Origin of the sequence: Streptomyces sp. NBC_00090 (assembly GCF_045160815.1) — a bacterium.
Lineage (GTDB): Bacteria > Actinomycetota > Actinomycetes > Streptomycetales > Streptomycetaceae > Streptomyces.
This window is the reverse complement of the sequence record NZ_CP108224.1, coordinates 6,357,958-6,384,547: the sequence shown is the minus strand read 5'-3', so window position 1 is coordinate 6,384,547 and position 26,590 is coordinate 6,357,958. Positions and strand designations below refer to the sequence as shown.

Annotated in this window: 23 protein-coding genes; 11 read left to right on the top strand and 12 right to left on the bottom strand. The window is 71.9% G+C overall.

The genetic code is table 11. The annotated features are described in order from the left end of the window. Positions 1 to 173: 173 nt before the first annotated feature. Positions 174 to 2,432: an ATP-binding protein gene (locus tag OG361_RS28750; RefSeq protein WP_405858057.1), complete on the bottom strand. Its 2,259-nt coding sequence runs from the start codon at positions 2,430 to 2,432 to the stop codon at positions 174 to 176. A 288-nt stretch (positions 2,433 to 2,720) separates the two neighbouring features. Between OG361_RS28750 and gabT the strand changes: the two genes are divergently transcribed. Together gabT and OG361_RS28740 are read left to right on the top strand one after the other, a co-directional pair. Next, positions 2,721 to 4,055: a 4-aminobutyrate--2-oxoglutarate transaminase gene (gene gabT / locus OG361_RS28745; protein WP_405858055.1), complete on the top strand. Its 1,335-nt coding sequence runs from the start codon at positions 2,721 to 2,723 to the stop codon at positions 4,053 to 4,055. 109 nt (positions 4,056 to 4,164) lie between these two features. Then, the gene (locus tag OG361_RS28740) at positions 4,165 to 4,929 is read left to right on the top strand and encodes a phosphatase PAP2 family protein (RefSeq protein WP_405858053.1); all 765 of its coding nucleotides are present in this window, start codon (positions 4,165 to 4,167) and stop codon (positions 4,927 to 4,929) included. On the opposite strand, the gene OG361_RS28735 is transcribed toward OG361_RS28740, so the two are convergent. Together OG361_RS28735 and OG361_RS28730 are read right to left on the bottom strand one after the other, a co-directional pair. Further along, positions 4,865 to 6,610, bottom strand: coding sequence for a chitinase (locus OG361_RS28735; RefSeq protein ID WP_405862495.1), 1,746 nt, complete (start codon positions 6,608 to 6,610; stop codon positions 4,865 to 4,867). The genes OG361_RS28740 and OG361_RS28735 overlap by 65 nt on opposite strands. 294 nt (positions 6,611 to 6,904) lie before the next feature. Further along, complete coding sequence (locus OG361_RS28730) at positions 6,905 to 7,378, bottom strand: hypothetical protein (protein WP_405858051.1); 474 nt, start codon at positions 7,376 to 7,378, stop codon at positions 6,905 to 6,907. 286 nt (positions 7,379 to 7,664) lie between these two features. Here OG361_RS28730 and OG361_RS28725 point away from each other — a divergent pair, with 286 nt between their 5' ends. Next, entirely contained in the window at positions 7,665 to 9,980 is a 2,316-nt protein-coding gene (locus OG361_RS28725; RefSeq protein ID WP_405858049.1) for an MMPL family transporter, read from the top strand. A gap of 113 nt (positions 9,981 to 10,093) precedes the next feature. On the opposite strand, the gene OG361_RS28720 is transcribed toward OG361_RS28725, so the two are convergent. The 6 genes from OG361_RS28720 to OG361_RS28695 are packed head-to-tail and all read right to left on the bottom strand — an operon-like array spanning position 10,094 to position 17,301. Continuing rightward, a complete protein-coding gene (locus tag OG361_RS28720) occupies positions 10,094 to 11,512 on the bottom strand; it encodes an NAD(P)/FAD-dependent oxidoreductase (RefSeq protein WP_405858047.1) in 1,419 nt (472 codons plus the stop codon). 37 nt (positions 11,513 to 11,549) lie between these two features. Further along, a complete protein-coding gene (locus OG361_RS28715) occupies positions 11,550 to 12,344 on the bottom strand; it encodes an ABC transporter permease (protein WP_405858045.1) in 795 nt (264 codons plus the stop codon). Beyond that, complete coding sequence (locus OG361_RS28710) at positions 12,344 to 13,279, bottom strand: ABC transporter permease (RefSeq protein ID WP_405858043.1); 936 nt, start codon at positions 13,277 to 13,279, stop codon at positions 12,344 to 12,346. Before OG361_RS28710 ends, OG361_RS28715 begins: the two co-directional genes overlap by 1 nt. Beyond that, positions 13,276 to 14,445, bottom strand: coding sequence for an ABC transporter ATP-binding protein (locus OG361_RS28705; RefSeq protein WP_405858041.1), 1,170 nt, complete (start codon positions 14,443 to 14,445; stop codon positions 13,276 to 13,278). The genes OG361_RS28710 and OG361_RS28705 overlap by 4 nt, the downstream gene beginning before the upstream one ends. 44 nt (positions 14,446 to 14,489) lie before the next feature. Beyond that, the gene (locus OG361_RS28700; RefSeq protein ID WP_405858039.1) at positions 14,490 to 15,737 is read right to left on the bottom strand and encodes a PotD/PotF family extracellular solute-binding protein; all 1,248 of its coding nucleotides are present in this window, start codon (positions 15,735 to 15,737) and stop codon (positions 14,490 to 14,492) included. Positions 15,738 to 15,786: 49 nt separating this feature from the next. Continuing rightward, positions 15,787 to 17,301 carry a gamma-aminobutyraldehyde dehydrogenase gene (locus tag OG361_RS28695; RefSeq protein ID WP_405858037.1) on the bottom strand — a complete coding sequence of 505 codons (1,515 nt, stop codon included), beginning with the start codon at positions 17,299 to 17,301 and terminating at the stop codon, positions 15,787 to 15,789. A 175-nt stretch (positions 17,302 to 17,476) separates the two neighbouring features. On the opposite strand from OG361_RS28695, the gene OG361_RS28690 reads away from it, so the two are divergent. After that, a complete protein-coding gene (locus OG361_RS28690; protein ID WP_405858035.1) occupies positions 17,477 to 18,025 on the top strand; it encodes an NADAR family protein in 549 nt (182 codons plus the stop codon). Positions 18,026 to 18,086: 61 nt separating this feature from the next. Here OG361_RS28690 and OG361_RS28685 read toward each other — a convergent pair whose 3' ends face one another. After that, positions 18,087 to 18,773, bottom strand: coding sequence for a DUF4190 domain-containing protein (locus OG361_RS28685; RefSeq protein WP_405858033.1), 687 nt, complete (start codon positions 18,771 to 18,773; stop codon positions 18,087 to 18,089). Between the two features lie 75 nt (positions 18,774 to 18,848). On the opposite strand from OG361_RS28685, the gene OG361_RS28680 reads away from it, so the two are divergent. The 6 genes from OG361_RS28680 to OG361_RS28655 all read left to right on the top strand — a co-directional run bounded on the left by OG361_RS28680 (position 18,849) and on the right by OG361_RS28655 (position 24,585). Beyond that, on the top strand, positions 18,849 to 19,880 hold the full coding sequence (locus OG361_RS28680) for an adenosine deaminase (RefSeq protein WP_384568596.1): 1,032 nt from the start codon (positions 18,849 to 18,851) through the stop codon (positions 19,878 to 19,880). Positions 19,881 to 19,899: 19 nt separating this feature from the next. Next, on the top strand, positions 19,900 to 20,589 hold the full coding sequence (locus OG361_RS28675) for a glycerophosphodiester phosphodiesterase (protein WP_405858031.1): 690 nt from the start codon (positions 19,900 to 19,902) through the stop codon (positions 20,587 to 20,589). Then, entirely contained in the window at positions 20,586 to 21,365 is a 780-nt protein-coding gene (locus OG361_RS28670) for an SAM-dependent methyltransferase (RefSeq protein WP_405858029.1), read from the top strand. Before OG361_RS28675 ends, OG361_RS28670 begins: the two co-directional genes overlap by 4 nt. Positions 21,366 to 21,496: 131 nt before the next feature. Continuing rightward, a complete protein-coding gene (locus OG361_RS28665) occupies positions 21,497 to 22,564 on the top strand; it encodes a sensor histidine kinase (RefSeq protein ID WP_405862493.1) in 1,068 nt (355 codons plus the stop codon). Beyond that, the gene (locus tag OG361_RS28660; RefSeq protein ID WP_405858027.1) at positions 22,561 to 23,277 is read left to right on the top strand and encodes a response regulator; all 717 of its coding nucleotides are present in this window, start codon (positions 22,561 to 22,563) and stop codon (positions 23,275 to 23,277) included. The genes OG361_RS28665 and OG361_RS28660 overlap by 4 nt, the downstream gene beginning before the upstream one ends. A gap of 96 nt (positions 23,278 to 23,373) precedes the next feature. Then, entirely contained in the window at positions 23,374 to 24,585 is a 1,212-nt protein-coding gene (locus OG361_RS28655; protein ID WP_405858025.1) for a serine hydrolase domain-containing protein, read from the top strand. A gap of 21 nt (positions 24,586 to 24,606) precedes the next feature. Here OG361_RS28655 and OG361_RS28650 read toward each other — a convergent pair whose 3' ends face one another. Continuing rightward, on the bottom strand, positions 24,607 to 25,257 hold the full coding sequence (locus OG361_RS28650; protein WP_405858023.1) for a nitroreductase family protein: 651 nt from the start codon (positions 25,255 to 25,257) through the stop codon (positions 24,607 to 24,609). Positions 25,258 to 25,331: 74 nt separating this feature from the next. Between OG361_RS28650 and OG361_RS28645 the strand changes: the two genes are divergently transcribed. Beyond that, positions 25,332 to 26,045, top strand: a complete 714-nt coding sequence (locus OG361_RS28645) for an IclR family transcriptional regulator (RefSeq protein ID WP_405858021.1) — start codon at positions 25,332 to 25,334, stop codon at positions 26,043 to 26,045. Here OG361_RS28645 and OG361_RS28640 read toward each other — a convergent pair. After that, positions 25,990 to 26,529 carry a hypothetical protein gene (locus OG361_RS28640; protein WP_405858019.1) on the bottom strand — a complete coding sequence of 180 codons (540 nt, stop codon included), beginning with the start codon at positions 26,527 to 26,529 and terminating at the stop codon, positions 25,990 to 25,992. The two genes, OG361_RS28645 and OG361_RS28640, sit on opposite strands and share 56 nt — an antisense overlap. Positions 26,530 to 26,590: the final 61 nt, after the last annotated feature.

Here is a 26,590-nt window from a genome sequence, read left to right as displayed (position 1 = left end):
CTTTGGGCGAGGGGGCGCCGCTCAGCCGAGCGGCGCCCCCGATTGTGCCAGGGCCGAAAGGCACCCGCTCGGCCGCGGAGCCCGCTCGGCCGCGAAGCTCGGCCCGGCCGCGGAACCCACTCGGCCGCGAAGCTCGGCCCGGCTACGGGACCCGCTCGGCCGCGGCGCTCGGCTCAGCCGCGGAGCTCGACGAGGAGCGGCGGTGTGTGTTCGCCGCGCACATGGGTGAGGGAGAGGACGGCGTGGCCCGGCGGGACGGCGTGGGCGAGGTCGGAGGCGGACCAGCGCTGCCGCTCCACCTCCCGTACGGTCACGGCCTCCGCGGTGGTCGCCTTGCCCGTCACCAGTCGCCGCACCGCGTGGAGGGCCTTGGTGAGGGGCTCGTCGGAGATGATCTGCCGGTTGGTGACGTCCTTCGTCTGCACCCACTCCGTGCCCCAGGCGTCGGCGAACCGTCCGCCGTCCCAGGGCGCGAGGCCCGCGAAGGCCATCCGGCAGCCGACCGCGCCGAGCAGCGGTCCGCGGAGCGCCTCGGGCACGTCCTCCAGGCTGCGCAGGGCGAGGACGACCCCGGCGTGCGCGGAGCGGAGCCGCTGGACGGCCCGGAGGGCCTCGCCTGTGACGGTGTACGTGGCGTCGTCGAGGACCAGGCAGGCGAAGAGGGAGCGGTCGCGGCGGCCGAGGGCGGCCTCGGTGAACTGGGCGAGGAGCAGCCGGGAGACGATCCGGGAGGCTTCGGCATGGCCGCGTTCGGGGAGGTCGACGCGGACCCGGAGGGGGTGTTCGAGGGCCCGGAGGGAGAACTGCGGCCGCTCCGCCGGGCCGGTGGCGAAGAAGGCGGCGAAGGCGGGCCGGTCGAGGAAGGCGATGCGCTCGGCGAGCAGGACGCCGGGGTCGTCGCCGCGCTCGGCCTGCCGCCGCCGGGCGTCGAGCTCGCGCAGCTGGGCGGGGTCGGCGGCGACAGCGGTGCGGAGCGCGTCGAGGGCCGCGGGGGTGCCGGAGAGGAGTTCGCGCAGTTCGGGCACGGCGGGGAAGCGGCCGTACGCGGCCCGGAAGGGGCCGATGAGCTGGGCGAGCGCGGTGGCGGCCCGGCGGCTGTCGGCCACGAGGTCGCCGACGAGCGCCTCGGCGAGGATCCGGGCGGCCTCGTCGGGGTCGTCGGAGCCGCCGTACAGGTCGAGGTCGTGGGTGGAGTCGGGGCGGCCGACGGCGACGACGAGGTCGAAGGCCTCCTCGGTGCCGAGGGAGGCGCCGTGGGCGGTGACGGCGACGACGGCGGTGCGGTTGGCCAGGGCCTGGAGGCAGAGGGACTCGACGACCGGCCGGATCAGCCGGGCGGTCTTGCCGGAGCCCGCGGGCCCGACGGCGAGCAGCGAGGTGCCGAGCAGCGCGGGCTCCAGGGCGACGCCGGTGGTGCGGCGGGCGTAGGGGTTGCGGGGGTGGTCGGCGGCGGTGCCGATGAGGACCTGTCCGGTGGCCAGGTCGTGGGTCGCGGTGCGGACGGGCAGGTCGCGGATGCCCGAGGGATGGGCGCAGGCGGCGGCGCCCCGGGTGCGGACGGCCTCGGTGAAGGCGGGCAGCCGGTCGGGGCGGGAGCGGACGCCCTGCCAGGCGCGGCCGATCCGGGCGTAGTCGACGTCCCCGAGCGTGCCCTGCCGGGTGGCCTCGGAGAGGGTCCGCGCGGTGTCGGCGAGTCCGGCGTCCCGGATCTCGGGCCAGTCGACGGGGTCGGCGCCGGGCGGGGGCGGCGGGAGGGGGGCTTCCTTCTTGCGGGTGTAGCGGCGCCAGATGTCCGGTACGTGGCCGATGCGGGCGAAGAAGACGGCGAGGCCGACGGCGACGACGCCCACGTAGACGCGCCAGGCCCAGACGAAGGCCATGTCCCCGACCCAGGAGTCGGGGGTGAGGAGGTAGAGCGGCCAGAGCCAGTAGCCGCCGAGGTAGCCGTTCCAGAGGAGCGACCAGAGGAGCCAGCCGCTGAGCAGGGCGATCGCGGCTCCCGCGAAGAGCCGGCGGGCGGGCACCTCCTCGGGCGCCTCGGCGGGGCGCGGCCGGTGCCCGAGGCGCCAGACCCCGGGGTCGGCGGCGGGCCGGGGGACGCGCAGCCAGTCGGCGACGGCGACCCGTCCGGGCGCGTGCCCGGGCGGCGGGGGAACGGGCGGCGGGGGAACGGCCCCCCGGTGCGCGGCCGGCGCCGGGTGGCCGGAGTGCGCGGCGGCCGGCGCGGCGGGTCCGGGCGACGGTACGACGGGTCCCGTGTGTCCGGGCGGCGCCGACGGCACGGCGGGCCCCGTGTTGGCCGGCGGAACGGGCCCCGCGGGACCGGGCCGTGTCGGGGGGACGGCGGGTGCGGCGCCGGGCGGGGGCGGTGACGGACGCGGAACCGCGTGCCCCCTGGCGTCGCGTGACTCGTACGTGCCGTCGGTCTCCATGAACCCCTGCCCCCTGAACAGCCAGGTCGCCGCATCTGTGCCACCGTCAATCTAGTGGGCCGGAAGCGCCCCGGAGGGGTTTCGCCCACCCGTACGGCCGATCACCGCCGATCACCGCCGAGCGGCGTAACCGCTCACCCTTGGGGGTGGTAGCGGAGCCGCCATGTCCATCCCGGACAACGACACACCCGCCACCACTCCCGATCGGCGCATGCCTCTCGCCCTCCCGCGCGCCTAGCCTGCGGAGGAAACCCGCAAGTGCGTCCAGAACACCCCCAGGAGCCCCGCATGAACGCTGTCCCGCAGGAGCGGCGCGTCGTCACCGCCATCCCCGGTCCGAAGTCGCTGGAGCTTCAGGCCCGCCGTCTCGACACGGTCGCCGGTGGCGTCGGCTCCACGCTGCCCGTCTTCACCAAGCGGGCCGGTGGCGGCATCATCGAGGACGTCGACGGCAACCGCCTGATCGACTTCGGCTCCGGCATCGCCGTGACCTCGGTCGGCGCCTCCGCCGAGGCCGTCGTGCGCCGCGCCGCCGCGCAGCTCCAGGACTTCACGCACACCTGCTTCATGGTGACGCCGTACGAGGGCTACGTGGAGGTCTGCGAGGCGCTCGCCGAGCTGACCCCGGGCGACCACGCCAAGAAGTCGGCGCTCTTCAACTCCGGCGCCGAGGCCGTCGAGAACGCGGTGAAGATCGCCCGCTCGTACACCAAGCGCCAGGCCGTCGTCGTCTTCGACCACGGCTACCACGGCCGTACGAACCTCACGATGGCGCTGACGGCGAAGAACATGCCGTACAAGCAGGGCTTCGGTCCGTTCGCCCCCGAGGTCTACCGCGTGCCGGTGGCCTACGGCTACCGCTGGCTGACCGGTGCCGAGAACTGCGGTCCCGAGGCCGCCGCCCAGGCGATCGACCAGATCAGCAAGCAGATCGGCGCCGACAACGTCGCCGCGATCATCATCGAGCCGGTCCTCGGCGAGGGCGGCTTCATCGAGCCGGCCAAGGGCTTCCTGCCGGCGATCGTGAAGTTCGCCAACGACAACGGCATCGTCTTCGTCGCCGACGAGATCCAGTCCGGCTTCTGCCGCACGGGCCAGTGGTTCGCGTGTGAGGACGAGGGCATCGTCCCGGACCTCATCACCACCGCCAAGGGCATCGCGGGCGGTCTGCCGCTCGCCGCCGTCACCGGCCGCGCCGAGATCATGGACTCCGTCCACGGCGGCGGTCTGGGCGGCACCTACGGCGGCAACCCGGTGGCCTGCGCCGGTGCGCTCGGCTCCATCGAGACGATGAAGGAGCTCGACCTCAACGGCAGGGCCCGGCGCATCGAGGAGGTCATGAAGGCCCGCCTCACCGCCATGCAGGAGAAGTTCCCCGCCATCGGCGACATCCGCGGTCGCGGCGCCATGATCGCCATCGAGCTGGTCAAGGACCCGGTGACGAAGGAGCCGTACGCGGAGGCCGCCGCGGCGCTGGCGAAGGCCTGCCACGCCGAGGGTGTGCTGGTCCTGACCTGTGGCACCTACGGCAACGTGCTGCGCTTCCTGCCGCCGCTGGTCATCGGCGAGGACCTGCTGAACGAGGGACTCGACGTCATCGAGAACGCGTTCGCCCAGATCTGAGCCGAACGGGCCCTGTTCTCACACACCGTGTGAAGACTCTGTGGGGGGCCGATGGCGGGATGCCCTTCCCGCTGTCGGCCCCCTCTTCTCTGGCGTACGGTTTCTGCAGATGAGAGAAACACCCCGGGCGGAGCCTCCCCAGCCCCGCCCACACCGCGCCTTGGCGCACACCGCTGGAGCTTCATGCTCCGGGACTCCTCACCGATCGGATGGCCGCCCGCCCCACACCCCCCGGGGCGCGCGGCAGCCCGATCCCCTCGGCCGCCCTGGAACCACCCCCCCTGTTCCAGGGCGGCCGGCTCTCTTCTCGGCGCTCGTCGCCCTCGCCGTCGTGACCTGGCAGGTGCTCGTCCACGGCCCCCTGACCAGGCTCGACGAGCGGGTTTCGCTCTCCCTGGTGGACACGGTCCCCCGCTCGCTGAGCGAACTCGCCTCCGACCTCGGCAACATGACGGTCGCCCTTCCGGTCCTCGGCTGCGCGATGGCGTACGCGGTGTGGCGCGGCCGGCGGCTCGCCGCCCTGTACGCGGGGCTCGCCATGGCCCTCGTACCGCTCCTGGTGATTCCGCTGAAGGAGTGGACGGCCCGTCCCGGCCCCCTGGAGCCCTGGGCGCAGGGCTACTACCCCTCGGGCCACACGGCCACCGCGATGGTCGCGTACTTCGGTGCGGCCTTCCTCGTCTCGAACCGGCTGATCCCCGTCGCCGCCGTGCTGACGGCGGTGACGGGGACCGGTCTTGTCCTGCGGGGCTACCACTGGCCCCTGGACGTGCTGGCCAGCCTCTGCCTGGGGCTGTTGGTCCTGGGGGTCAGCTCCACGTGTACGAATCGAAGTTCTTCGAGAACGCCCACTGGTTGTAGCGGTCCCAGTTGATCGACCAGGTCATCAGGCCGCGCAGGGCGGGCCAGGTGCCGTGGGTCTGGTACGAGCCGCAGTCGGTCTTCCTCGTCAGGCAGTTGAGGGCCTTGTTCACCTCGGCCGGACTGGTGTGGCCGTTGCCCGCCTGGGTGGAGGCCGGGAGGCCGATGGCGACCTGCTCGGGGCGGAGCGCCGGGAAGAAGCGCTCGCTGTTGCCGGCGACCGGGAAGCCGGTGAGCAGCATGTCGGTCATGGCGATGTGGAAGTCGGCGCCGCCCATCGAGTGGTACTGGTTGTCCAGGCCCATGATGGAGCCCGAGTTGTAGTCCTGGACGTGGAGCAGGGTGAGGTCGTCGCGCAGGGCGTGGATGACCGGGAGGTAGGCGCCCGCGCGCGGGTCCTGGCCGCCCCAGGGGCCGGAGCCGTAGTACTGGTAGCCGAGCTGGACGAAGAAGGTCTCCGGGGCCATCGTCAGGACGAAGCCGGAACCGTACTTGGCCTTCAGGGACTTGACCGCCGAGATCAGGTTGACGACGACCGGGCTGGTCGGGCTGCGGAAGTCGGTGTCGCCGGTCTGGAGCGACAGGGAGTGGCCCTCGAAGTCGATGTCCAGGCCGTCGAGCCCGTACTCGTCGATGATCTTCGAGACGGAGGAGACGAAGGTGTCGCGGGCGGCGGTGGTGGAGAGCTGGACCTGGCCGTTCTGGCCGCCGATGGAGATCAGGACCTTCTTGCCCGCGGCCTGCTTGGCCTTGATCGCCGCCTTGAAGTCGGCGACGGACTCCACGTTCGGGCATTCGGTGGCCGGGCAGAGGGAGAAGCGGATGTCGCCCGAGGTCACCGAGGTCGGTTCGCCGAAGGCGAGGTTGATGACGTCCCAGGAGTCGGGGACGTCGGCCATGCGGGTGTAGCCGGAGCCGTTGGCGAAGCTGGCGTGGAGGTAGCCGACGAGGGCGTGCGCGGGCAGGCCGGGGTTGCCGCCCCCGCCGCCGCTGGTCGTCGTGGCGGTCACGGCGGCGGACTTCGGGGACTCGCCCGCGCTGTTCACGGCCGTGACCTGGAAGGTGTACGGGGTGGAGGCCGTGAGCCCGGTCGCGGTGGCCGAGGTGCCGGTGACCGTCTGGATCTTCGTGGTGCCCCGGTAGACGTTGTACGAGGTGGCGCCGGAGACCGCGGTCCAGGTCAGCGGCACGGTGGTGGAGGTCGGGGAGCCGGCCGCGAGGCCGGCGGGGGCGGCCGGGAGCTGGACCGGGTCGCCGCCGGGGCCGAAGAGGGAGAGGTCGTCGGCCTGGTAGGCGGGGGTGCCGTACCAGCCGTGGGTGTAGAGGGTGACCGAGGTGGTCGAGGCGCCCGTGGTGAACCGGGTCGTCAGCCGCTGCCAGTCGGGGGCGGAACCCGTCCAGGTGGAGACGTCGGTGGTGCCGGTGCCGGAGGCGCCGAGGTAGACGTAGCTGCCGCGGACCCAGCCGCTCAGCTCGTACGAGGAGTTGGGCTTGACGGTGACGGTCTGGGAGCACTTGGCGTTGTCGCTGCCGGCCGGGGTGGCCTGGAGCGCCTTCGTCCCGCCGTGGACGGGTGACGAGACGACGGTGCCGCTGCCCGCCGTGCAGGTCCAGCCGTCGAGGCCGGCCTCGAAGCCGCCGTTGCGGGCGAGTTCGGCGTCGGCGGCCTGGGCCGCCACGGGGGTGATCGCCATGAGTCCGCCGGCGGCGAGGGCGCCCGCCAACAGCAGGGTGAGGGGTCTGGTGCGGTCCACAACTGCCTCCGGGGGTGGGGGAATCGAGGTGGAGCGCGCCACAGCATGGTCCAGACCAATCAACTGGTCAAGACCTCTGTCTCTTCCGGGACTTGAGCCGGCCCCCGGGCCAGGCCCCGTCGGCGGCGCCGGTCGGACCCCCGGCCTGCACCATCGGCGGCGCGGGTCGGACCCCTGGCCTCCGCCGTACGCGGCGCGCGTCAGACCCCTGGCCTCCGCCGTACGCGGCGCGCGTCAGACCCCCGCCCCTCCCCCGTCCCCCCTGGCCAGTTGCCCCGCCGCCTCGTGCATCGCCAGCTCCAGGAGCGAGGTGTCGTTGAGGGTGCCCATGCCGTCCGGCGCCACCAGCCAGCGGACCCCGCCGGCCGGCCGTCCCGGGTACGGGACCACGATCCAGGTGCCGGGGCCGGCGCTGCGCACCCCGGTGCCGAGCCAGCGGGCGGCGGTGCCGGACGGGACGAAGAAGCCGATCCGGGCGTCGCCGAAGTCGGCGAGGACGGGCCCCGGCCGGTCCACCAGACGGGTCAGCACGTCGAGGGTGGGATAGCCGAGCTCCCCCGGCAGGATCAGCACGTCCCAACGCCTTCCGGCGGGCAGCAGCGCGACCCCGTGGGGGTTGCGCTCCCACTCCCACCGGCAGGCTTCGGGATCCGGTGCCACCGACGCCAGCCACTCCACCGCGGTCTTGGCCGCCCCCGAACCAGTCATGGCCTACGGCCTCCCTTCTCTGTGCGGACACGTTGTCCACACGCAGAGAGCGGGGTCGGTGCCGATCATTACGCGGGTTCGGACCACCGATTGCCGGCGAGCTGGGTCACACGGCGAATGAGCGGATACGCCAGGGGGTGTACACCAGGCGCACCGACGCCCTTCGGGCGCCCGATCGGGTGGACAGCGGGGGGCCGGGTCGGCGGCTTCCCTCTCCCGCCCGTCCCCCCGTGTTCGTATGGGCCTCCGCACGCCCGGTCACACCGCCCTCGCCACGGGAGTACCCATGCCGTTTCCCCAGTCACCGGGTGGTACCGCACCGGGCGGTACCACTCCGGACGGCCGTCCCTCCGGCAAGGGCCTGCTGCGGCGGATGGGCGAGTGGTCGGCACGTCACTTCGTCGTCGTGCTGGTCGCCTGGATCGTGGCCCTGGGCGCCCTGATGGCGCTGAACAACGCGTACGGCGGCGAGTACTCCGACAACTACTCGCTGCCGGGCACCCAGTCCGAGGAGGGGCTCGACGTGCTGCGCGCGCACGAGCCCGCCGCCGGCGGCTACAGCGCACAGGTGGTGCTGTACGACGGCGCCAAGCCGCTCACCGACGTCGGTGACCAGGTCTCGTCCGCCGTGGACTCGCTGCAGAAGCTCCCGCACGTCCTGAACGCCACGAGCCCGCTGCCGCCGCCCGGCACCCCGCCGCCCACCCCTCCCGCGGGCACCCCCAATGTCGGCCCGCTGTCCACCGACGGGAAGACCGGCTACATCACCGTCCGCTTCGACGTCCAGCCCGGCACCCTCGGCGACGACTACCTGACCGGAGTGGACAGCGCCGTGGAACCCCTGCGCACCGCCGGGGTCCAGGTCGAGTACGGCGGTTCACTGGGTGAACTGGCCCGGCCCGAGGCGGACGACCGGACCAGCGAGGCGATCGGTTTCGGCGTCGCGATCATCGTCCTGATCATCGGCTTCGGCAGCCTGATCGCCGCCGTACTGCCCCTGGTCACCGCCCTGGTGGCGGCCATCTGCGGCCTCGCGATCCTCGGCCTCCTCGCCTCCGTGTGGACCTTCGCGACCGTCTCCCCCACCCTGGCCACGATGATCGGCATCGGCGTCGGCATCGACTACGCCCTCTTCCTGATCACCCGGCACCGGCAGCTGCTGATGAACGGCCAGGATCCGGTCACGGCGGCCGGAATCGCCACCGCGACCAGCGGACGGGCCGTCCTCGTCTCGGGCTGCACCGTCATCATCGCCCTCGGCGGACTGTGGGTCTCCGGACTGAGCTTCATCGGACTGCTCGGCCTCGCCGCGACCTCCACCGTGGTCACGGCCGTCGCCGGAGCCCTCACGCTCGTCCCGGCGATGCTCGGACTGGTCGGGCGCCACATCGACCGGCTGCATCTGCGCAAACCGATCGCCGAGACCGAGGAGACGACCGGCGACGCGCACGGCACCTGGCACCGCTACGCCCTGCGCGTGGAACGCCGTCCCTGGTGGTACCTGACCTCGGGCGTCGTCGTCCTCGCCGTGCTCGCCATCCCCCTGTTCTCCATCCAGCTCGGACACATCGGCGACGGCGCGGACCCGAAGTCCTTCACCGACCGGCGCGCGTTCGACCTGATGTCCTCGGCCTTCGGACCCGGCTCCAACGGGCCGCTGACGCTGGTGATCGACCAGACCTCGGTCCCCGCGGCCGACCGCTCCTCGCTCGCGAGCCAGGCACAGAAGGCTCTCACCGGGGTTCCCGACGCCGCCCTGATCACCCCGCTCACGCCGACCTCGGACGGCGACGTCCTGATCGCCACGGCCTACTCGGTCGCCGCCCCGCAGGACGAGAAGACCACGTCCCTGACCAACCACCTGGCCGACGACGTCCTCCCACAAGCGGTCAGCGGCACCACCGCGGCCACGTACGTCACCGGCACCACAGCCGCCCAGGTGGACTTCCTCGACATCGTCTCCAGTCGGCTGCTGCTCATCATCGCGGTGGTCGTGGCCCTGGCCTTCCTCGTCATCCTGGTCGTCTTCCGCGGCCCGCTCGTCGCCCTCAAGGCGGCGGTGCTCAACCTGCTGTCCATCGCCGCCTCGTACGGCGTCGTCGTCGCCGTCTTCCAGTGGGGCTGGGGCGGCCCGGCGCTCGGGGTCTCCGGCGACGTGCCCATCGAGAGCTACGTGCCGATGATGATGTTCGCCATCGTCTTCGGCCTGAGCATGGACTACGAGATCTTCCTGCTGTCGCGGGTCCACGAGGCGTGGCTGCGCACCGGCGACGCGAAGGGGAGCGTGGCACACGCCCTGGAGATCACGGCCCGTGTCATCACCTGCGCGGCGCTCATCATGGTGAGCGTCTTCGCGGCCTTCATCCTCAACGACAGCATCGTGGTGAAGATGATGGGGCTCGGCCTGGCCGCGAGCGTGCTCATCGACGCGACGGTCGCGCGGCTGCTGCTTGTACCCGCCGTGATGACCCTGCTCGGGAAGTGGGCCTGGTGGACCCCGCGCTGGCTGGACAGGATCCTGCCGCACGTCGACACGGAGGGCGAGGGCGAGCTGGCCCGGGTGGGCGCGGACGGCGCGGCGGGGGCACGGCGTACACCGTGACCCCGCCGCCGGACGGCCGTCGGCTCGGAGGAGCCGGCTCCCGGAGGATCTAGGGCGTGTGTCGAAAGTAGCGCCGTCTGCCCGAAGGGCAGGCGGGACTTTCGACACACGCCCTAGCTGTCGAAGCCCAGACCGACGCGGTCCATGGCCTTCAGCCAGAGGTTGCGGCGGCCGCCGTTCTCGTCGGCGCGCGCCAGCGACCACTTGGTGATGCCGATGCCGGCCCAGGCGATCGGCTCGGGCGGGAACGGCAGCGGCTTGGAGCGGACCATGTCCAGCTCGGTGCGCTCGGTGCGCTCCCCCGCGAGCAGGTCGAGCATGACGTCGCCGCCGAAGCGGGTGGCGCCGACGCCGAGGCCGGTGAACCCGGCGGCGTACGCGACCTTGCCCTTGTGCGCCGTACCGAAGAAGGCCGAGAAGCGCGAGCAGGTGTCGATCGCGCCGCCCCAGGCGTGGCTGAAGCGGAGTCCCTCCAGCTGCGGGAAGCAGCGGAAGAAGTGCTCGGCGAGCTTGAGGTAGGTCTCCGGGCGCTGGTCCATCTCGGCGTCGAGCTTGCCGCCGAAGGGGTAGACCGCGTCGTAGCCGCCCCACAGGATCCGGTTGTCGGCGGTGATCCGGAAGTAGTGGAACTGGTTGGCGGAGTCGCCCAGTCCCTGCCGGTTCTTCCAGCCGACCGAGGCGAGCTGCTCGGGGCTGAGCGGCTCGGTCATCAGCGCGTAGTCGTAGACCGGGACGGTGTACGGGCGGACCCGCTTGACCAGCGACGGGAAGACGTTGGTGCCGAGCGCGACCCGGCCGGCGAGGACCCGGCCGTACGGGGTGCGCACGCCCATGCCGGCGCCGACGGAGACCAGCTCCAGACCGGGGGTGTTCTCGAAGATCCGCACCCCCAGGTCGAGGCAGGCCCGCTTCAGGCCCCAGGCCAGCTTGGCCGGGTTGAGCATGGCGACGCCGCGGCGGTCCCACAGGCCGCCGAGGAAGGTGGGCGAGTCGACCTCGGCCCGGACGGCGTCCTGGTCGAGGAGTTCGAGGCCGTCGGCGAGGCCGAGCCGGTCGATCTCCTCGTACACCTCGGCGAGCTCGTCGACCTGGTACGGCTCGGTGGCCACGTCGATCTCGCCGGTGCGCTCGAAGTCGCAGTCCAGGGAGTAGCGGGCGACCGCCTCCTCGATGGCGTCGAGGTTCCGCTCGCCGAGCTCCTCCAGCTTCGGCAGCTCGCCCGGCCAGCGGGCGAGCCCGTTGCCGAAGCCGTGTGTGAGGGAGGCGGCGCAGAAGCCTCCGTTGCGGCCCGAGGCGGCCCAGCCCACCTCGCGGCCTTCGATCAGTACGACGTCCCGGGAGGGGTCGCGCTCCTTGGCGAGGAGCGCGGTCCACAGTCCGCTGTAGCCGCCGCCGACGACGAGGAGATCGCACTTCTCGGTGCCGGTGAGGGCGGGCAGGGCTCCGGGCTTGCCGGGATCTTCCAGCCAGAAGGGGACGGGCTGGGCGTCGGAGAGAGATTGTGCAGCGAGACGCATGGCAACTGGGGCCATGGTTTCCAACTCCTTCGGTGCCTGAGCTGCCTATTGCTCAGGCTGTTGCTGTTTTCTTGCGCCGGTTCGTAATGATTTGACCGGCCATCACCATCAGTACCGCGAGGACGAACATCGCGGTGCCGATGACGTTGATCTGAACGGGGGTTCCGCGCTGCGCCGAGCCCCAGACGAACATGGGGAAGGTGACGGTGGAGCCCGCGTTGAAGTTGGTGATGATGAAGTCGTCGAACGAGAGCGCGAAGGCGAGGAGGCCACCGGCGGCGATGCCGGGCGCGACGATCGGCAGGGTCACGCGCAGGAAGGTCTGCGTGGGACTCGCGTAGAGGTCACGCGCGGCCTCTTCCAGGCGCGGGTCCATGGAGACGACCCGGGCCTTGACCGCCGTCACGACGAACGACAGGCAGAAGGTGATGTGGGCGATCAGGACCGTCCAGAAGCCCAGCTCGATCCCCATGTTGAGGAAGAGGGTGAGCATCGAGGCGGCCATGACGACCTCGGGCATCGCCATCGGCAGGAAGATCAGCGAGTTGACCGCGCCGCGCGCCCGGAAGCGGTAGCGGACGAGCGCGAAGGCGATCAGCGTGCCGAGGACGACGGCGCCGACCGTCGCCCAGGCGGCGAGCTGGAGGGAGAGCGAGAGCGACGCGCACATGTCGGCGACGCCGCACGGGTCCTTCCAGGCGTCGAGCGAGAACTCCTGCCAGGAGTAGTTGAAGCGCCCCTTCGGCTTGTTGAAGGAGAACGCCATCACCACGAGGTTCGGCAGGATCATGTACGCGAGCGTGAGCAGGCCCGCGATGACGACGAGGTTCCGACGGATCCAACGCATCAGACCAGGTCCTCCGTTCCCGCTTTGCGGATGTAGACCGTGACCATGCCGAGCACGATCGCCATGAGGATGAAGGAGAGCGCGGCGGCCGTCGGGTAGTCGAGGACCCGCAGGAACTGCGACTGGATGACGTTGCCGACCATCTTGGTGTCGGTCGAGCCCAGCAGTTCGGCGTTGACGTAGTCACCGCTCGCCGGGATGAACGTGAGCAGGGTGCCGGAGACGACGCCGGGCATCGACAGGGGGAAGGTCACCTTGCGGAAGGTGGTCGCCGGGGAGGCGTACAGGTCCCGCGCGGCCTCGTGCAGCCGGCCGTCGATCCGCTCCAGGGAGGTGTAGAGGGGCAGGATCATGAACGGCAGGAAGTTGTATGTGAGACCGCAGACCACCGCCATCGGGGTGGCGAGTACCCGGTCGCCCTCGGTCCAGCCGAGCCAGCTGGTGACGTCGAGGAAGTGGAGGGCGTTGAGCGTCTCCACCACGACGCTGTCGTCCGCGAGGATCGTCTTCCACGCGAGCGTCCTGATGAGGAAGCTGGTGAAGAACGGGGCGATGACGAGGACCAGGAGCAGGTTGCGCCAGCGGCCGGCCTTGAAGGCGATCACGTACGCCAGCGGGTAGCCGAGCAGCAGGCAGAGGATGGTCGCGGTCCCTGCGTAGAGCAGGGAACGGCCGAACTGCGGCCAGTACTCGGTGAAGGCGTCCCGGTACGTCTGGAAGTGCCAGGTGACCTCGAAGCCCTGCTCCAGGGAGCCGGTCTGGATCGACGTCGAAGCCTGGTAGATCAGCGGCAGCGCGAAGAAGACGAGCAGCCAGACGATGCCGGGCAGCAGCAGCAGGTACGGGACGAGCCGCTTGCGGGTGGAGGGCTTGCGCAGCACCGGTTCCGCGACCGGCTGCGGTGCCTCCTCCTTCGTGAGAGTGGAAGTGCTCATCCGGCGTCCTCCACCGTCTCCACACCCGCGTCGATGTCCTGCGCCGCGTCGAGCCCGAAGGTGTGCGCCGGGTTCCAGTGCAGGACGACCTCGGCACCGGGAAGGAGTCCCGCACGCCTGTCGACGTTCTGCTCGTAGACCTGGAGCTCCGCGCCCGCCGGCGAGTTCACCACGTACTGGGTGGAGACGCCGATGAAGGAGGAGTCGACGATCCGGCCGGTGACCCGGTTGCGGCCGTCGGCGATCGAGCCCGCGTCGTCGGCGTGCGCGAGCGAGATCTTCTCCGGGCGGACGCCGACGAGCACCTTGCCGCCCTGGCGGACCGCGGAGGTACAGCGGTCGCCGGGCACGCGGAGCTTGCCGCCGCCCGCCGAGACCACCACGTCGGAACCGGTCTCCAGGACCTCGGCCTCGATGAGGTTGGAGGTGCCGAGGAAGTTGGCGACGAAGGTGGTCTGCGGGTTCTCGTACAGGTCGGCGGGGGCGCCGAGCTGCTCGACCCGGCCGCCGTTCATCACCGCGACCTGGTCGGCCATGGTCATGGCCTCCTCCTGATCGTGGGTGACGTGCACGAAGGTGATGCCGACCTCGGTCTGGATCCGCTTGAGCTCCAGCTGCATCTGACGGCGCAGCTTGAGGTCGAGCGCGCCGAGCGGCTCGTCGAGGAGGAGGACCTGCGGGTGGTTGATGAGCGCGCGGGCCACGGCGACGCGCTGCTGCTGGCCGCCGGAGAGCTGGTGCGGCTTGTGGCGGGCCTTGTCGCCGAGCTGGACGAGCTCCAGCATGTCGTCGACCTGCTTCTTCACCGACTTGATACCGCGCCGGCGCAGACCGAAGGCGATGTTCTCGGTGATGTCCATGTGCGGGAAGAGCGCGTAGGACTGGAAGACGGTGTTGACCGGCCGCTTGTACGGCGGGAGGTCCGTGACGTCCTTGTCGCCGAGGAAGATCGTGCCGGTGCTGGGGTCCTCCAGGCCGGCGATCATGCGCAGCGTGGTGGTCTTTCCGCAGCCGGAGGCGCCGAGGAGGGCGAAGAAGGAGCCCTGCGGGACGGTCAGGTCGAGCGGGTGGACGGCGGTGAAGGAGCCGTAGGCCTTGCTGATCCCGGTGAGACGGACGTCGCCGCCGCCCGTGTTCTTTCCAGTGTGAGCAGTCTTGTCAGTCATGGGTTGCTGTCCCAGGGGAGTGAGAGAGGTGGACGAGGCCGGACTCAGGCGCCGATGAGCTTGGCGAACTTCTCCTCGTACGCCGTCTCCTCCGCGCTGGTGAGCGAGCGGAAGGCGCGCGACTTCTTGGCCATGGCCTTGTCCGGGAGGATCAGCGTGTTGTTCGCGAGCTCGGGGTCGATCTTGGCGAGCTCGTCCTTCACCCCGTCGACGGGGCAGACGTAGTTGATGTACGCGGCGAGCTGCGCGGCGACGGGAAGCTCGTAGTAGTAGTCGATGAGCTTCTCGGCGTTGGTCTTGTGCTTGGCCTGGGCGGGGACGAGCAGGTTGTCGCTGGAGGTGATGTATCCGGCGGACGGGATCGCGAACTTGATGTCCGGGTTGTCCGCCTGGAGCTGGATGACGTCACCGGCCCAGGCGAGACAGGCCGCCAGGTCGCCCTTGTCCAGGTCGGAGGTGTAGTCGTTGCCGGTGAAGCGGCGGATCTGCTTCTTGTCGACGGCCTTCTGGAGCCGGCCGATCGCCTGGTCGTAGTCGGCGTCGGTGAAGTCGCCCGGGTCCTTGCCCATGTCGAGCAGGGTCATGCCGACGGTGTCGCGCATCTCGGTGAGGAAGCCGACCCGGCCCTTGAGCGCGGGGTCGTCCAGGAGCTGGGTGACCGAGTCGACCTTCTTGCCGCCGGTGGCCTTGGAGTTGTACGCGATGACGGTGGAGATGCCCGTCCAGGGGTACGAGTAGGAGCGGCCCGGGTCCCAGTCGGGGCGCCGGAACTGGGCGGAGAGGTTCGCGTACGCGTTGGGGAGGTTCGCGGGGTCGAGCTTCTGGACCCAGCCGAGCCGGATCATCCGGGCGGCGAGCCAGTCGGTGACGCATATCAGGTCGCGGCCGGTGTCCTGGCCGGCCGCGAGCTGCGGCTTGATCTTGCCGAAGAACTCGACGTTGTCGTTGATGTCCTCGGTGTACTTGACCTTGATCCCGGTGCGTTTCGTGAACGCCTCCAGCGTGGGACGGGACTTCTCGTCCTCGCTGATGTCCATGTATTCGGTCCAGTTGGAGAAGGCGAGGCTCTTCTCCTTGGCCGAGACGTCCGTGGAGGTGGGCCCCTGGCCCTCCCGCTTGGCCGGCGGGATGCCACAGGCGCTCAGGCCGGCGAGACCGCCGACGGTGAGCGCGCCGACGCCACCCGCGCGCAGCATCGAACGACGGCTGAGGGCGCCCCGGCCGCTCGTCATGCTGCGCCGTACCGCCGCCAGCTGCGCGGCGGACAGGCTTTCGGGCTCGTACTGCTCCATGCGCTGTGCCCTTTCGGGATGGTTTCGCCGCTGGTCGGGCGGCAACTGGCTATCGGTCCCCGAAGATCGTGCGGTGCCAGTCCTTCGCGGCCACCGCGGTGTTGTCGAACATCACGTGCTTGACCTGCGTGTACTCCTCGAAGGAGTACATCGACATGTCCTTTCCGTATCCCGATGCCTTGGTGCCGCCGTGCGGCATCTCGCTGATGATCGGGATGTGGTCGTTGACCCAGACGCAGCCCGCCCTGAGCTCCCGCGTGGCGCGGTTGGCCCGGTAGACGTCCCGGCTCCAGGCGGAGGCGGCGAGGCCGTACGGGGTGTCGTTGGCGAGCCGGATGCCCTCGTCGTCACTGTCGAAGGGCAGGGCCACCAGGACGGGTCCGAAGATCTCCGACTGCACGACCTCGCTGTCCTGAGCGGCGCCGGTGATCAGGGTCGGACGATAGTACGCGCCGTCCTTGAGGTCTCCGCCGGGGGCTTCGCCGCCGGTGACGACGGTGGCGTAGCCGCGGGCGCGCTCGACGAAGCCGGCGACGCTGTCGCGCTGGGCGTGGCTGATCAGCGGGCCGAGGTCGGTGGTCGGCTCGAAGGGGTCGCCGAGGCGGACGGTCTCCATCAGCTCGGCGACGCGCGCGACGAAGGCGTCGAAGAGGGGGCGCTGGACGTACGCGCGCGTGGCGGCGGTGCAGTCCTGGCCGGTGTTGATGAGGGAGGCGGCGACGGCGCCGTTGGCGGCGGCCTCCAGGTCGGCGTCGTCGAAGACGACGAAGGGGGCCTTGCCGCCGAGTTCGAGGTGGAGGCGCTTCACGGTGGAGGTGGCGACCTCGGCGACGCGCTTGCCGACCGGGGTGGAGCCGGTGAAGGAGGTCATGACGACGTCGGGGTGGCCGACGAGGTGCTCGCCGACGATCCGCCCGGAGCCGCTGACGATGTTGATGACACCGTCGGGGATGCCGGCCTCGGTCGCCGCCTGCGCGAACATCAGCGAGGTCAGCGGGGTGATCTCGGCGGGCTTCAGGACGATCGTGTTGCCGGCGGCGATCGCCGGGAGGATCTTCCAGGCGGCCATCTGGAGCGGGTAGTTCCAGGGCGCGATGGAGCCGATGACGCCGATGGCCTCGCGCCGGATGTACGAGGTGTGGTCGCCGCTGTACTCGGCGGCCGCCTGGCCCTGGAGGTGGCGGGCGGCGCCCGCGAAGAAGGCGGTGTTGTCGATCGTGCCCGGTACGTCGAACTCGGTGGTGAGCCGGAGCGGCTTGCCGGCCTGGAGCGACTCGACCCGCGCGATGTCCTCGGCCCAGTCGGCGAGGACGCCGGCGAAGCGGTGGAGGGCGTCGGAGCGCTCGCCCGGGGTGGCTCCCGACCAGCCGGGGAAGGCGGCCTTCGCCGCGGCCACGGCCTCGTCCACGTCGGCGGTGGAGGCGAGCCGGTAGGTATAGACGCCCTCCCCGGTCGCCGGGTTGACGACGGTGTGTTCCCGGTCGGAGGTTCCGGCCCGGAGCCGTCCGCCGATGTACTGTGCGCCGTCCGCGAAGCGGTCCGTCACCTGGAAGCGGTTGCCCATGACGCTCTCCGTTGTCCCAGCTCGAATTGAGTGCCGATCCTGACATGGGGATGCCTCCCCAACAAGGGATTCCGTTGTTGCCTTTTGATTACGCGACGGAATCGGTCGACCATCTGTCGAGGTGGCCGGAAAATCTCCGTACGGAGTGTCCGTGGCGGATGCCACACTCGCGTGCATGAACAAGATCGACGCGCTGACGCAGCAGGTCAACGGGGGTGCGCAGGTCAAGTGGCTGCACTTCTGGGGCCACCGCCCGCACCCCGACGGGCGCCTCTCGGCGAGCTGCCTGAGCCAGTGGTGGCCCGCACCCTTCGTGGTCGACGGGGTGCCGTACGCGACCGCCGAGCACTGGATGATGGCGGCCAAGGCCCGCCTCTTCGGTGACGCGGAGGCCGAGCGGGCCGCGCTGACCGCCCGTACCCCGGCGGAGGCGAAGAAGGCCGGCCGACTGGTGCGGGGCTTCGACGGGGCGGTGTGGGAGCGGGAGCGCTTCGGGATCGTCGTCGAGGGCAGCGTCCACAAGTTCTCCTCGGACGAGGCCCTGCGGGCGTACCTCCTGGGCACGGGCACCCGCGTCCTGGTGGAGGCGAGCCCGGTGGACCCCATCTGGGGGATCGGACTCGCGGCCGACGACGCCCGGGCCCACGACCCGGCCCGGTGGCGCGGCCTGAACCTCCTGGGCTTCGCCCTGATGGAGGCGCGGGACCGGCTGCGGAGTGGGTGAACACGGCGGGCCCCGCACCCGGTGAGGTGCGGGGCCCGCCGCGTGGTGCGTACTGGTCGGGCTAGCGGACGCTCTCGACCACCAGGTTCGACCCGTACGTATCGCCGGACCCGGACTCGTACTCGTCGATGTTGGCGATGAACCACCCCCAGAAGGCGATGATCAGAACACCGAGGACGATGCCGATCGAGCCGAGGATGATGCCCGCGGTCGCCTGGCCGCTGTTCGTCGCCTCCGCGCGCTGGACCCGCTTGCGGCCGATGATGCCGAAGATCAGGGCGAGCACGCCCAGCACCAGGCTCGGCACACCGTAGAAGCAGAACAGCGCGACGGCGATGATGCCGAGCACCATCCCCGCCGTACCCATGCCGTTCGCCGGGGCCGCACCCCAGCCCGGCTGGGCGCCGTAGGCGGGCGGGTAGCCGTACGAGGGCGGCGGGGTCGTGGCCGCCGGGTATCCGTAGCCGGGCGTGGTCGCGGCCGACGGGTAGCCGTAGCCCGGCGTGGGCGCGGCCGACGGATGTCCGTAGGCGCCGGGCGTGGCCGCCGGGCCGCCGGGGGCGACCGGGGGCGGCGGAACCTCGCCGCCGGGGCCGGTCGCGGCCGGCATGGACGTGACCGTCTGCTGGTCGTGCACCGGCGGCGTCGACGGCATCGGCCTGCTCAGTTCCACCCCGTCGCGGTTCGGCGGAGCCCACGGGTCCGCCGGGTCGTACCCGCCCTGCGGCTGGTCTCGGTTGTCAGACATGGGCCTCCCCCATCGTGGTCACGCCATGCTACGACCTCACCCCTGAGAGGGAACCGTCCGGCCTACGATGATCCGATGACCGATCTCCACCCGTTCATCGCGGGCCTCCCCAAGGCCGAGCTGCACGTCCACCACGTCGGATCCGCCTCGCCCCGGATCGTCGCCGAGCTCGCCGCCCGGCACCCGGACTCCAAGGTCCCCACGGACCCGGAGGCCCTCGCCGACTACTTCACCTTCACGGACTTCGCCCACTTCATCGACGTCTACCTGTCGGTCGTCGACCTGGTCCGCACCCCCGAGGACGTCCGGCTGCTGACCTTCGAGGTCGCCCGGGACATGGCCCGGCAGAACATCCGGTACGCCGAGCTCACCATCACCCCTTACTCCTCCACCCGCCGCGGCATCGACGAGCGCGCCTTCATGGCGGCGATCGAGGACGCCCGCAAGGCGGCCGAGTCCGAGTTCGGCACGATCCTGCGCTGGTGCTTCGACATCCCCGGCGAGGCCGGTCTGGTCTCCGCCGAGGAGACCGCGCGGCTCGCCACCACCGACGGCCTGCGCCCCGAGGGCCTGGTCTCCTTCGGCCTCGGCGGCCCGGAGATCGGGGTGCCGCGCCCCCAGTTCAAGCCATACTTCGACATGGCCCGGGCCGCCGGTCTCCGCTCGGTCCCGCACGCGGGCGAGACGACGGGCCCGCAGACGGTCTGGGACGCGATCAACGACCTGGGCGCCGAGCGCATCGGCCACGGCACCAGCTCGGTCCAGGACCCGGCGCTCCTCGCGCACCTGGCCGAGCACCGCATCGCCCTGGAGGTCTGCCCGACCTCCAACATCGCCACGCGGGCCGTCGCCACCCTGGACGAGCACCCGATCCGGCAGATGGTGGAGGCCGGGGTCCTCGTCACGGTCAACAGCGACGACCCGCCGATGTTCGGCACGGACCTCAACACCGAGTACGCGGTGGCCGCCCGGCTCCTCGGCCTCGACGAGCGCGGTCTCGCCGCCCTCGCCAAGAACGCGGTGGAGGCCTCCTTCCTCGACGCGGCCGGCAAGGCCCGGATCGCCGCGGAGATCGACACGTACACGGACGGCTGGCTGGCGCGCTGACGGCGGTGAGAATGGGGCCATGCGCCCTGTCACTGTCGTAGGTCATCGCGGCGACCCGTACCGCGTCCGTGAGAACACGCTCCCCTCGATCGCCTCGGCGATCGAGCGGGGGGCGGACGCGGTGGAGGTCGACGTCCGGCTCACGAGGGACGGGGTGCCCGTACTCCTCCACGACGACACCCTGAAGCGGTTGTGGGGCCACGACCGGCCGCTGTCCGGGCTCTCGTACGAGCTGCTGCGCGAGCTGACGGGCGACGGCGTGCCGACCCTGCGCGAGGCGCTGATCACGGCGGGGCCGCACCGGCTGATGCTGGACCTGCCGGGCGGGAACGAGGACTCCGTCCGCACGATCGTCGGCACGGTCCGCGAGTGCGGCGCGGCGGAGCGGGTGTACTACTGCGCCGGCTCCGTGGCCATGCTCCAGGTGCGGGCCGCCGACCCCTCCGCCGAGATCGCCCTGACCTGGACCACGCTCGCCCCGCCCCGGCCGGTGCTGCTCGACGCGGTGCGCCCGAAGTGGCTCAACTACCGCTTCGGCCTGGTGAGTCGGGCGCTGACCGAGCGGGTGCACCGGGACGGTCTGCTCGTTTCGGCCTGGACGGCGGACACCGCCCGCACCATGCGTAAGCTGATCTTGAACGGGGTCGACTCGGTCACCACGAACCGGGTCGACACACTCGCCGCCGTCCTGCGAAAGGCTCGCGCATGAACGACCGGATCCGCACCGACATCGCCCACAACGCCCGGGTGTGGAACTACTGGCTGGGCGGCAAGGACAACTATCCGGTGGACCGCGCGGTCGGCGACCAGGTCACCGCCTTCTACCCGAGCATCGGCGAAGTGGCCCGCGCGGACCGGGCGTTCCTCGGCCGGGCGGTGACCCACCTGGCCGCGGACGCGGGTGTGCGCCAGTTCCTGGACATCGGTACGGGCCTGCCGACCGCCGACAACACCCACGAGGTGGCGCAGCGGGTCGCCCCGGACGCCCGGATCGTCTACGTCGACAACGACCCGATCGTCCTCACCCACGCCCGGGCCCTCCTGACGAGCGCACCGGAGGGCGTGACCGAGTACGTGGACGCGGACGCGCAGGACCCGGAGAAGATCCTGGCGGTCGCCGGCGCGACGCTCGACCTCTCCCGCCCCGTCGCGGTGCTGATGCTCGGCATCCTCAACTTCGTCCTCGACACCGACGAGGCCCGGTCGATCGTGCGGACCCTGATGGACGCGGCCCCCTCCGGCAGCTACCTCGTCCTGACCCACCCGACTCAGGAGCCGGAGCTCGGCGGCGAGGGCAACAAGGCCGCCATGGCCTTCTGGAACGAGAACGCGACCCCGCCGATCACCGCCCGCAGCCGGGCCGAGTTCACCTCCTTCCTGGACGGGCTCGACCTGCTGGAGCCGGGCATCGTCTCCTGCGCGCGCTGGCGCTCCGAGGGCGCGGCCGAGGTGGCGCAGTTCGGCGCGGTGGGCCGCAAGCCGTAATGGACACACGGGGGGCCACGAGCGGGGACATACCCGGGGCCGTACGGAACTGGCGTGCGCGGGCGCGGAGTTGGGCCGGCGCGAACCCGTGGGCGGTGGACATCGGGATCGCGCTCCTCGTGCAGGCGGCGATGACGATGCCGTTCGTCGTGCCGCGCCCGCCCGAGGTGGAGCCGGCGACCTGGCCCGCGTACGGCCTGACGACGCTCACCGTGCTGCCGCTGGTCTGGCGGCGGCGCGCGCCCCTCGCCGTCCTGCTCGCGATCCTGGCGGCGAGCGCGCTGTACAAGCTCGCCCTGGAGGGGCCCGGGCAGCCGCTGCCGTACACCGGGCTCGTCGGCGTCTACACGATCGCCGTGCTCTCCCCGCCGTGGAAGCGGCTCGTGACGGCGGCGCTGCTGGTCGTCGCGGTGCCGGTCTCGGTCTGGCTCAACACGCAGTCGGCGCGTGAACTGACCTTCTCCCTCTTCGTGTTCGGGGCCGCGTACGTCTTCGGCCGACTCCACGACGCCCGGCAGCGGGAGCACCGGATCGAGGCCGAGCGGGCCGCCGCCCGCGAACGGGCCCGGATCGCACGGGAGATGCACGACATCCTGTCGCACGCGGTGAGCCTGATGGTCGTGCAGGCGGAGGCGGGGCCGGTGGCGGTACGCACGGCCCCGGAGCGCGCGGAGGCGGCCTTCGAGGCGATCTCGGCGACCGGCCGCGACGCGATGGCCCAACTGCGGCAGATGCTGGGGGTGCTGCGCGAACGGCCCGAGAGCGGGACCGCCCCGCGAGAGCCCCAGCCCGACCTCGCGGGCATCCCCGAGCTGGTGGCGCGGGTCCGGGCCAGCGGCCTCGCCGTCACCTACGCGACGGAGGGCGGGGTCCGTTCCCTGCCCTCGTCGACCGGTGCGAGCGTCTACCGGATCGTCCAGGAGGCCCTGACGAACGTGGTCAAGCACGCCCGCGCCCACACCATCGACATCCGGCTGACCTGCGAGGAGAGCGTGTTGCGCGTGACCGTGACGGACGACGGGCGCGGCCCGCAGGCGGGTTCCGGCGGCCACGGCCTCGTCGGCATCCGGGAGCGGGCCGCCGCGCACGGCGGTACGGCGGCGATGGGCCCGGGCCCCGGCGGCCGGGGCTTCGAGGTGCGGGTGCTGCTGCCCGTCGCCACCGGGCCCGTACCCTCCACGGCGGAGGTGGGGGCATGACGATCCGGGTGGTGGTCGCCGACGACCAGGAGCTGGTCCGCAGCGGCTTCGCGATGATCCTCGACGCGCAGCCGGACATCGAGGTGGTGGCGGAGGCCGGTGACGGCGCGGAGGCGGTGGAGGCGGTGCGCCGCCACACACCCGACGTGGCGCTGCTCGACATCCGGATGCCCCGGACGGACGGCATTGAGGCCTGCCGGACGATCAGCGCGGAGTCCCGCTGCCGGACGGTGATCCTCACGACCTTCGACACCGACGCGTACGTGTACGAGGCGCTGCACGCGGGGGCGAGCGGCTTCCTCCTCAAGGACGTGCGCAGGGACGACCTGGTGCACGCGGTACGGGTCGTGGCGGCGGGCGACTCGCTGCTCGCCCCGTCCGTGGCCCGGCGGCTCGTGGAGCAGTACACCTCGGGCGGGCCGCGCCGGACGGCCCCCGGCCCGGACCCCCGGCTCGACGCGCTGACCGGCCGGGAGCGGGAGACGCTGCTGCTCCTCGCGCGCGGTCTGTCGAACGCGGAGATCGCGGCCGAGCTGGTGGTGAGCGACCACACGGTGAAGACCCACGTGGGGAACGTGCTTGCGAAGCTGGGGCTGCGCGACCGGATCCAGGCGGTGATCTGCGCGTACGAGACGGGTCTGGTCGCGGCGGGCTCTCCCCCGCCCGGGGGAGGCACGGGTCCCGGTTCCTCCCCCGCGTCGGCGAGGAACTGACCCCCGCAGGACCGCCGGTGCGGGCGATCCGCGGATCGCCGCCGGTCAGCAGGATGGAGCCATCGAGAACGACGGCTCACACCCACGGAGTTGACCATGAGGAAGTCCACCCGCACGCTGCTCGCCGCCGCCCTGGTCCTGGGCGTCGCCGCGGGACCGGCGATCGTCCCGGCCGCGGCCGCGACCCCGGCGAACGCCACGACCCCGACGGGTGCCGCGGCCCCGACGTCCGCCGCGCCGGAGGCGTCGGTTCCCTCCCTGGAGGCGGCGATGTCCGCGGCCATCGCGGGGCTCCCCCGGGCCGACGCCACGGCCGCACTGGTCCGGGTCGGCGGCACCGAGGGCTCCTGGCAGGGCAGTTCGGGCGTCCACGACCTGGAGAGCGGCGCCCCGGCGGACCCGGGCGCCCGCTTCCGGGCCGGTTCGGTGACGAAGGTGTTCACGGCGGCGACCGTCCTCCAGCTCGCCGCCGAGGGCCGGATCGACCTGGACCGGTCGGCCCGCTCGTACCTCCCGGAGCTGATCCCCGGCCGGTACGCGACGGTGACCGTCCGCCAGCTCCTGAACCACACGCACGGCATCCCGGCCCCCGATTTCCCGGGCACGACCGTGGAGGAGTGGTACGCGAACCGCTTCCTGGTCCACACCCCGGAGGCGATGGTCCGCTCGGCGACGGCGAAGCCGCGCGAGTTCCGGCCGGGCACCAAGCAGCGCTACCTCAACATCGGCTACACGATCGTCGGCCTGATCGTGGAGCGGGTCACGGGCGACACGTACGAGCGGCAGGTGGAGCGGCGGATCCTGCGCCCGCTCGGTCTCCGGGACAGCTACTTCCCGGGCACGGACCCGGGGATCGACGGCCCGTACAACCACGGCTACCAGCGGATGCTGCTCGATGACGGCACGACCGGGCTGCGCGACGTCTCCGTGTGGGGGACGACGGACGGCTGGGCGGCCGGCGACCTCGTCTCGACCACCGCCGACCTGGAGCGGTTCACCCGGGCGCTGTTCGCGGGCCGGGTGGTGCGCGGGCCGCTCCTGGAGGAGATGTTCACCCTGCCGAAGGTCGCGGACCTGAAGACGGGCGCCCCGGCCGCGTACGCCGTCGGCCTGTCGATGAAGCGGCTCGGCGGGCGCGAGGTGTGGGGCAAGACGGGCGGCCGCTGGGGCTACAACACGGCCATCGCCTCGACCCGTGACGGTGCCCGCACCCTCGTCTACAGCGTCAACTCCACCGACGCCAAGGGCCAGGACATGAACCGGACGGCGCTGACCGTCATGGTGTCGGCGTACGGCCTCCCCGACTGATCACCCGCCCGGGGCGGCGGTTCACCACGCGTCCCAGTGGAGCACCTGCTCGCGCGGGATGCGCCGGGCGGGCCGGAAGTCGGTGCCGATCGTGTACGCGACGGGGATGAAGGCGGCCTGCATCACGTGCTCGTACGGAATGCCGAGGAAGCGCGCGAACTCCCGCTCCATGGGCAGGTTCCCCGTCGTCCACACCGTGCCGAGCCCGCGCTCGCGGGCGGCGAGCATGAAGCTCCAGGCGGCGGGCAGGATCGACCCCCAGGTGCCGGCCTGGTGGGTGACGGTGGCGCCCTCGGTGCGGCCCTCGACGCAGGGGATGACGTACGCGGGCACCTCGTGCAGGTGCCGGTGCAGGTGCCCGACGCCCGAGTACACGCGGTCCATGACGCCGGGCGCGACCTCGGCCCTGCGCACGTCCCGGTCCGGCAGCGGCTGGTGGGCGCCGGGCGCGGTCAGGGCGGCCCGCCACAGGTCGGCGAGGGCGGCGCGGCGGACCGGATCGGTGACGATCACGAAGTGCCAGCGCTGCCGGTTGCGGCCGGTGGGCGCCTGGACGGCGAGGTCCACGCACTCCTCCAGGAGCTCGCGGGGCACGGGCCGGGTGAGGTCGAGGCGGTGGCGGACGGCGCGGGTGGTGGAGAGCAGGGTGTCGGAAGCGAGACCGAGGTTCATGCGTTGAGCCTCGTACGGGGCCGGTGTGGCACGGAAGCCCGGGCTTCCACTGAGTGAAAGGCACGGTCGGCGACATGGGCGAGAGCGTGGCGGGACGGCTCTTCTCGGTACTGGACGCCTTCGACGTGACGCGGGGCGGTCCGGTGGCGCTGCGGCTCACCGACATCGCGGCGCGGACGGGGCTCCCGGCGCCGACGGCCCTGCGCATGGTGCGGGAGCTGGTGGCCTGGGGCGGTCTGGAGCGGGGCACGGACGGCACGTACCGGCTGGGTCTGCGGCTGCGGGCGCTCGGCGCGGCGGCGCCCTGCCCGCGCGGTCTCCTCGACGCGGCGCTGCCGGCGCTCCGGGCCCTGGGCGCCAGGACGGGCGGTCACGCGGACGTGGCGGTGCTCCCCGGCCCGGGGGCCGACGGGGTGCTGTGCCTGGTGAGCGGGGAGCGGCTGCCGGGACATGCGACGGCGTACGGCAAGGTCCTGCTCACCGCTCCCCCGACGGACCTCGCCCGGCCCGCTCGCCACACCCGCCACACGGTGGTCTCCCCGGCGGTGCTGGCGGCCCAGCTGGCCCGGGTCCGTACGGAGGGCCTCGCGGTCTGCGCCGAGGAGTACCGGCTGGGCGAGATCACGGTGGCCGCCCCGGTGCGGGGCCCGGCCGGGACGGTCGCCGCCGTGGGGGTGACCGTCCCCACCGGCGTACCCCTGGACCGGGTGACGGCGGCGGTCCGGGCGGCCGCTACGCGGGTACGGCCGCCGGCTCCGGAGCCGTCGTCGCGGCCTCCAGGCGCTTGATCATCCGGCGTACGACGAGCAGCGGCAGGATTCCGAAGACGCCGAACGACATGTCGATGACCGACCACCAGAAGTGGATGTCCCTGATCGGCCCGCAGATCAGGGCGAGCGGGACGATGCCGGCGCAGGCGATCATCCCGAACTCGACGACCCAGATGTTGCGGACGGGGTCGCGGTACACGCCGTAGAAGGCGACCGCGATGACGAGGTGCGCGAAGGCCAGCCAGTCGGTTCCGTAGAGGAGGTACGGCGCCTGCGCGTCGGCGGCCTCGACGCCGCCCCGCACCCGGGTGATCCACTCGGCGAGCCCGGGGAACAGCTCGGCCAAGGGGGCCGCCCAGGAGTCCAGCGCCTCGTCCACCAGCCGGAGTTCGGTGACGAGGGGGAAGGCGGTGGCGCCGCTCAGGACCAGGCAGACGACGAAGACGACCAGCCAGCCGCGGATGCGCGTGAGAAGGGCTCTCGGCCCGTTCGAGTCGCTCATGACGGCAGCGTACGCCCCTAATGAACACGTTCAAAAACGGGGGTCGCCTTGCCGCGGCCCT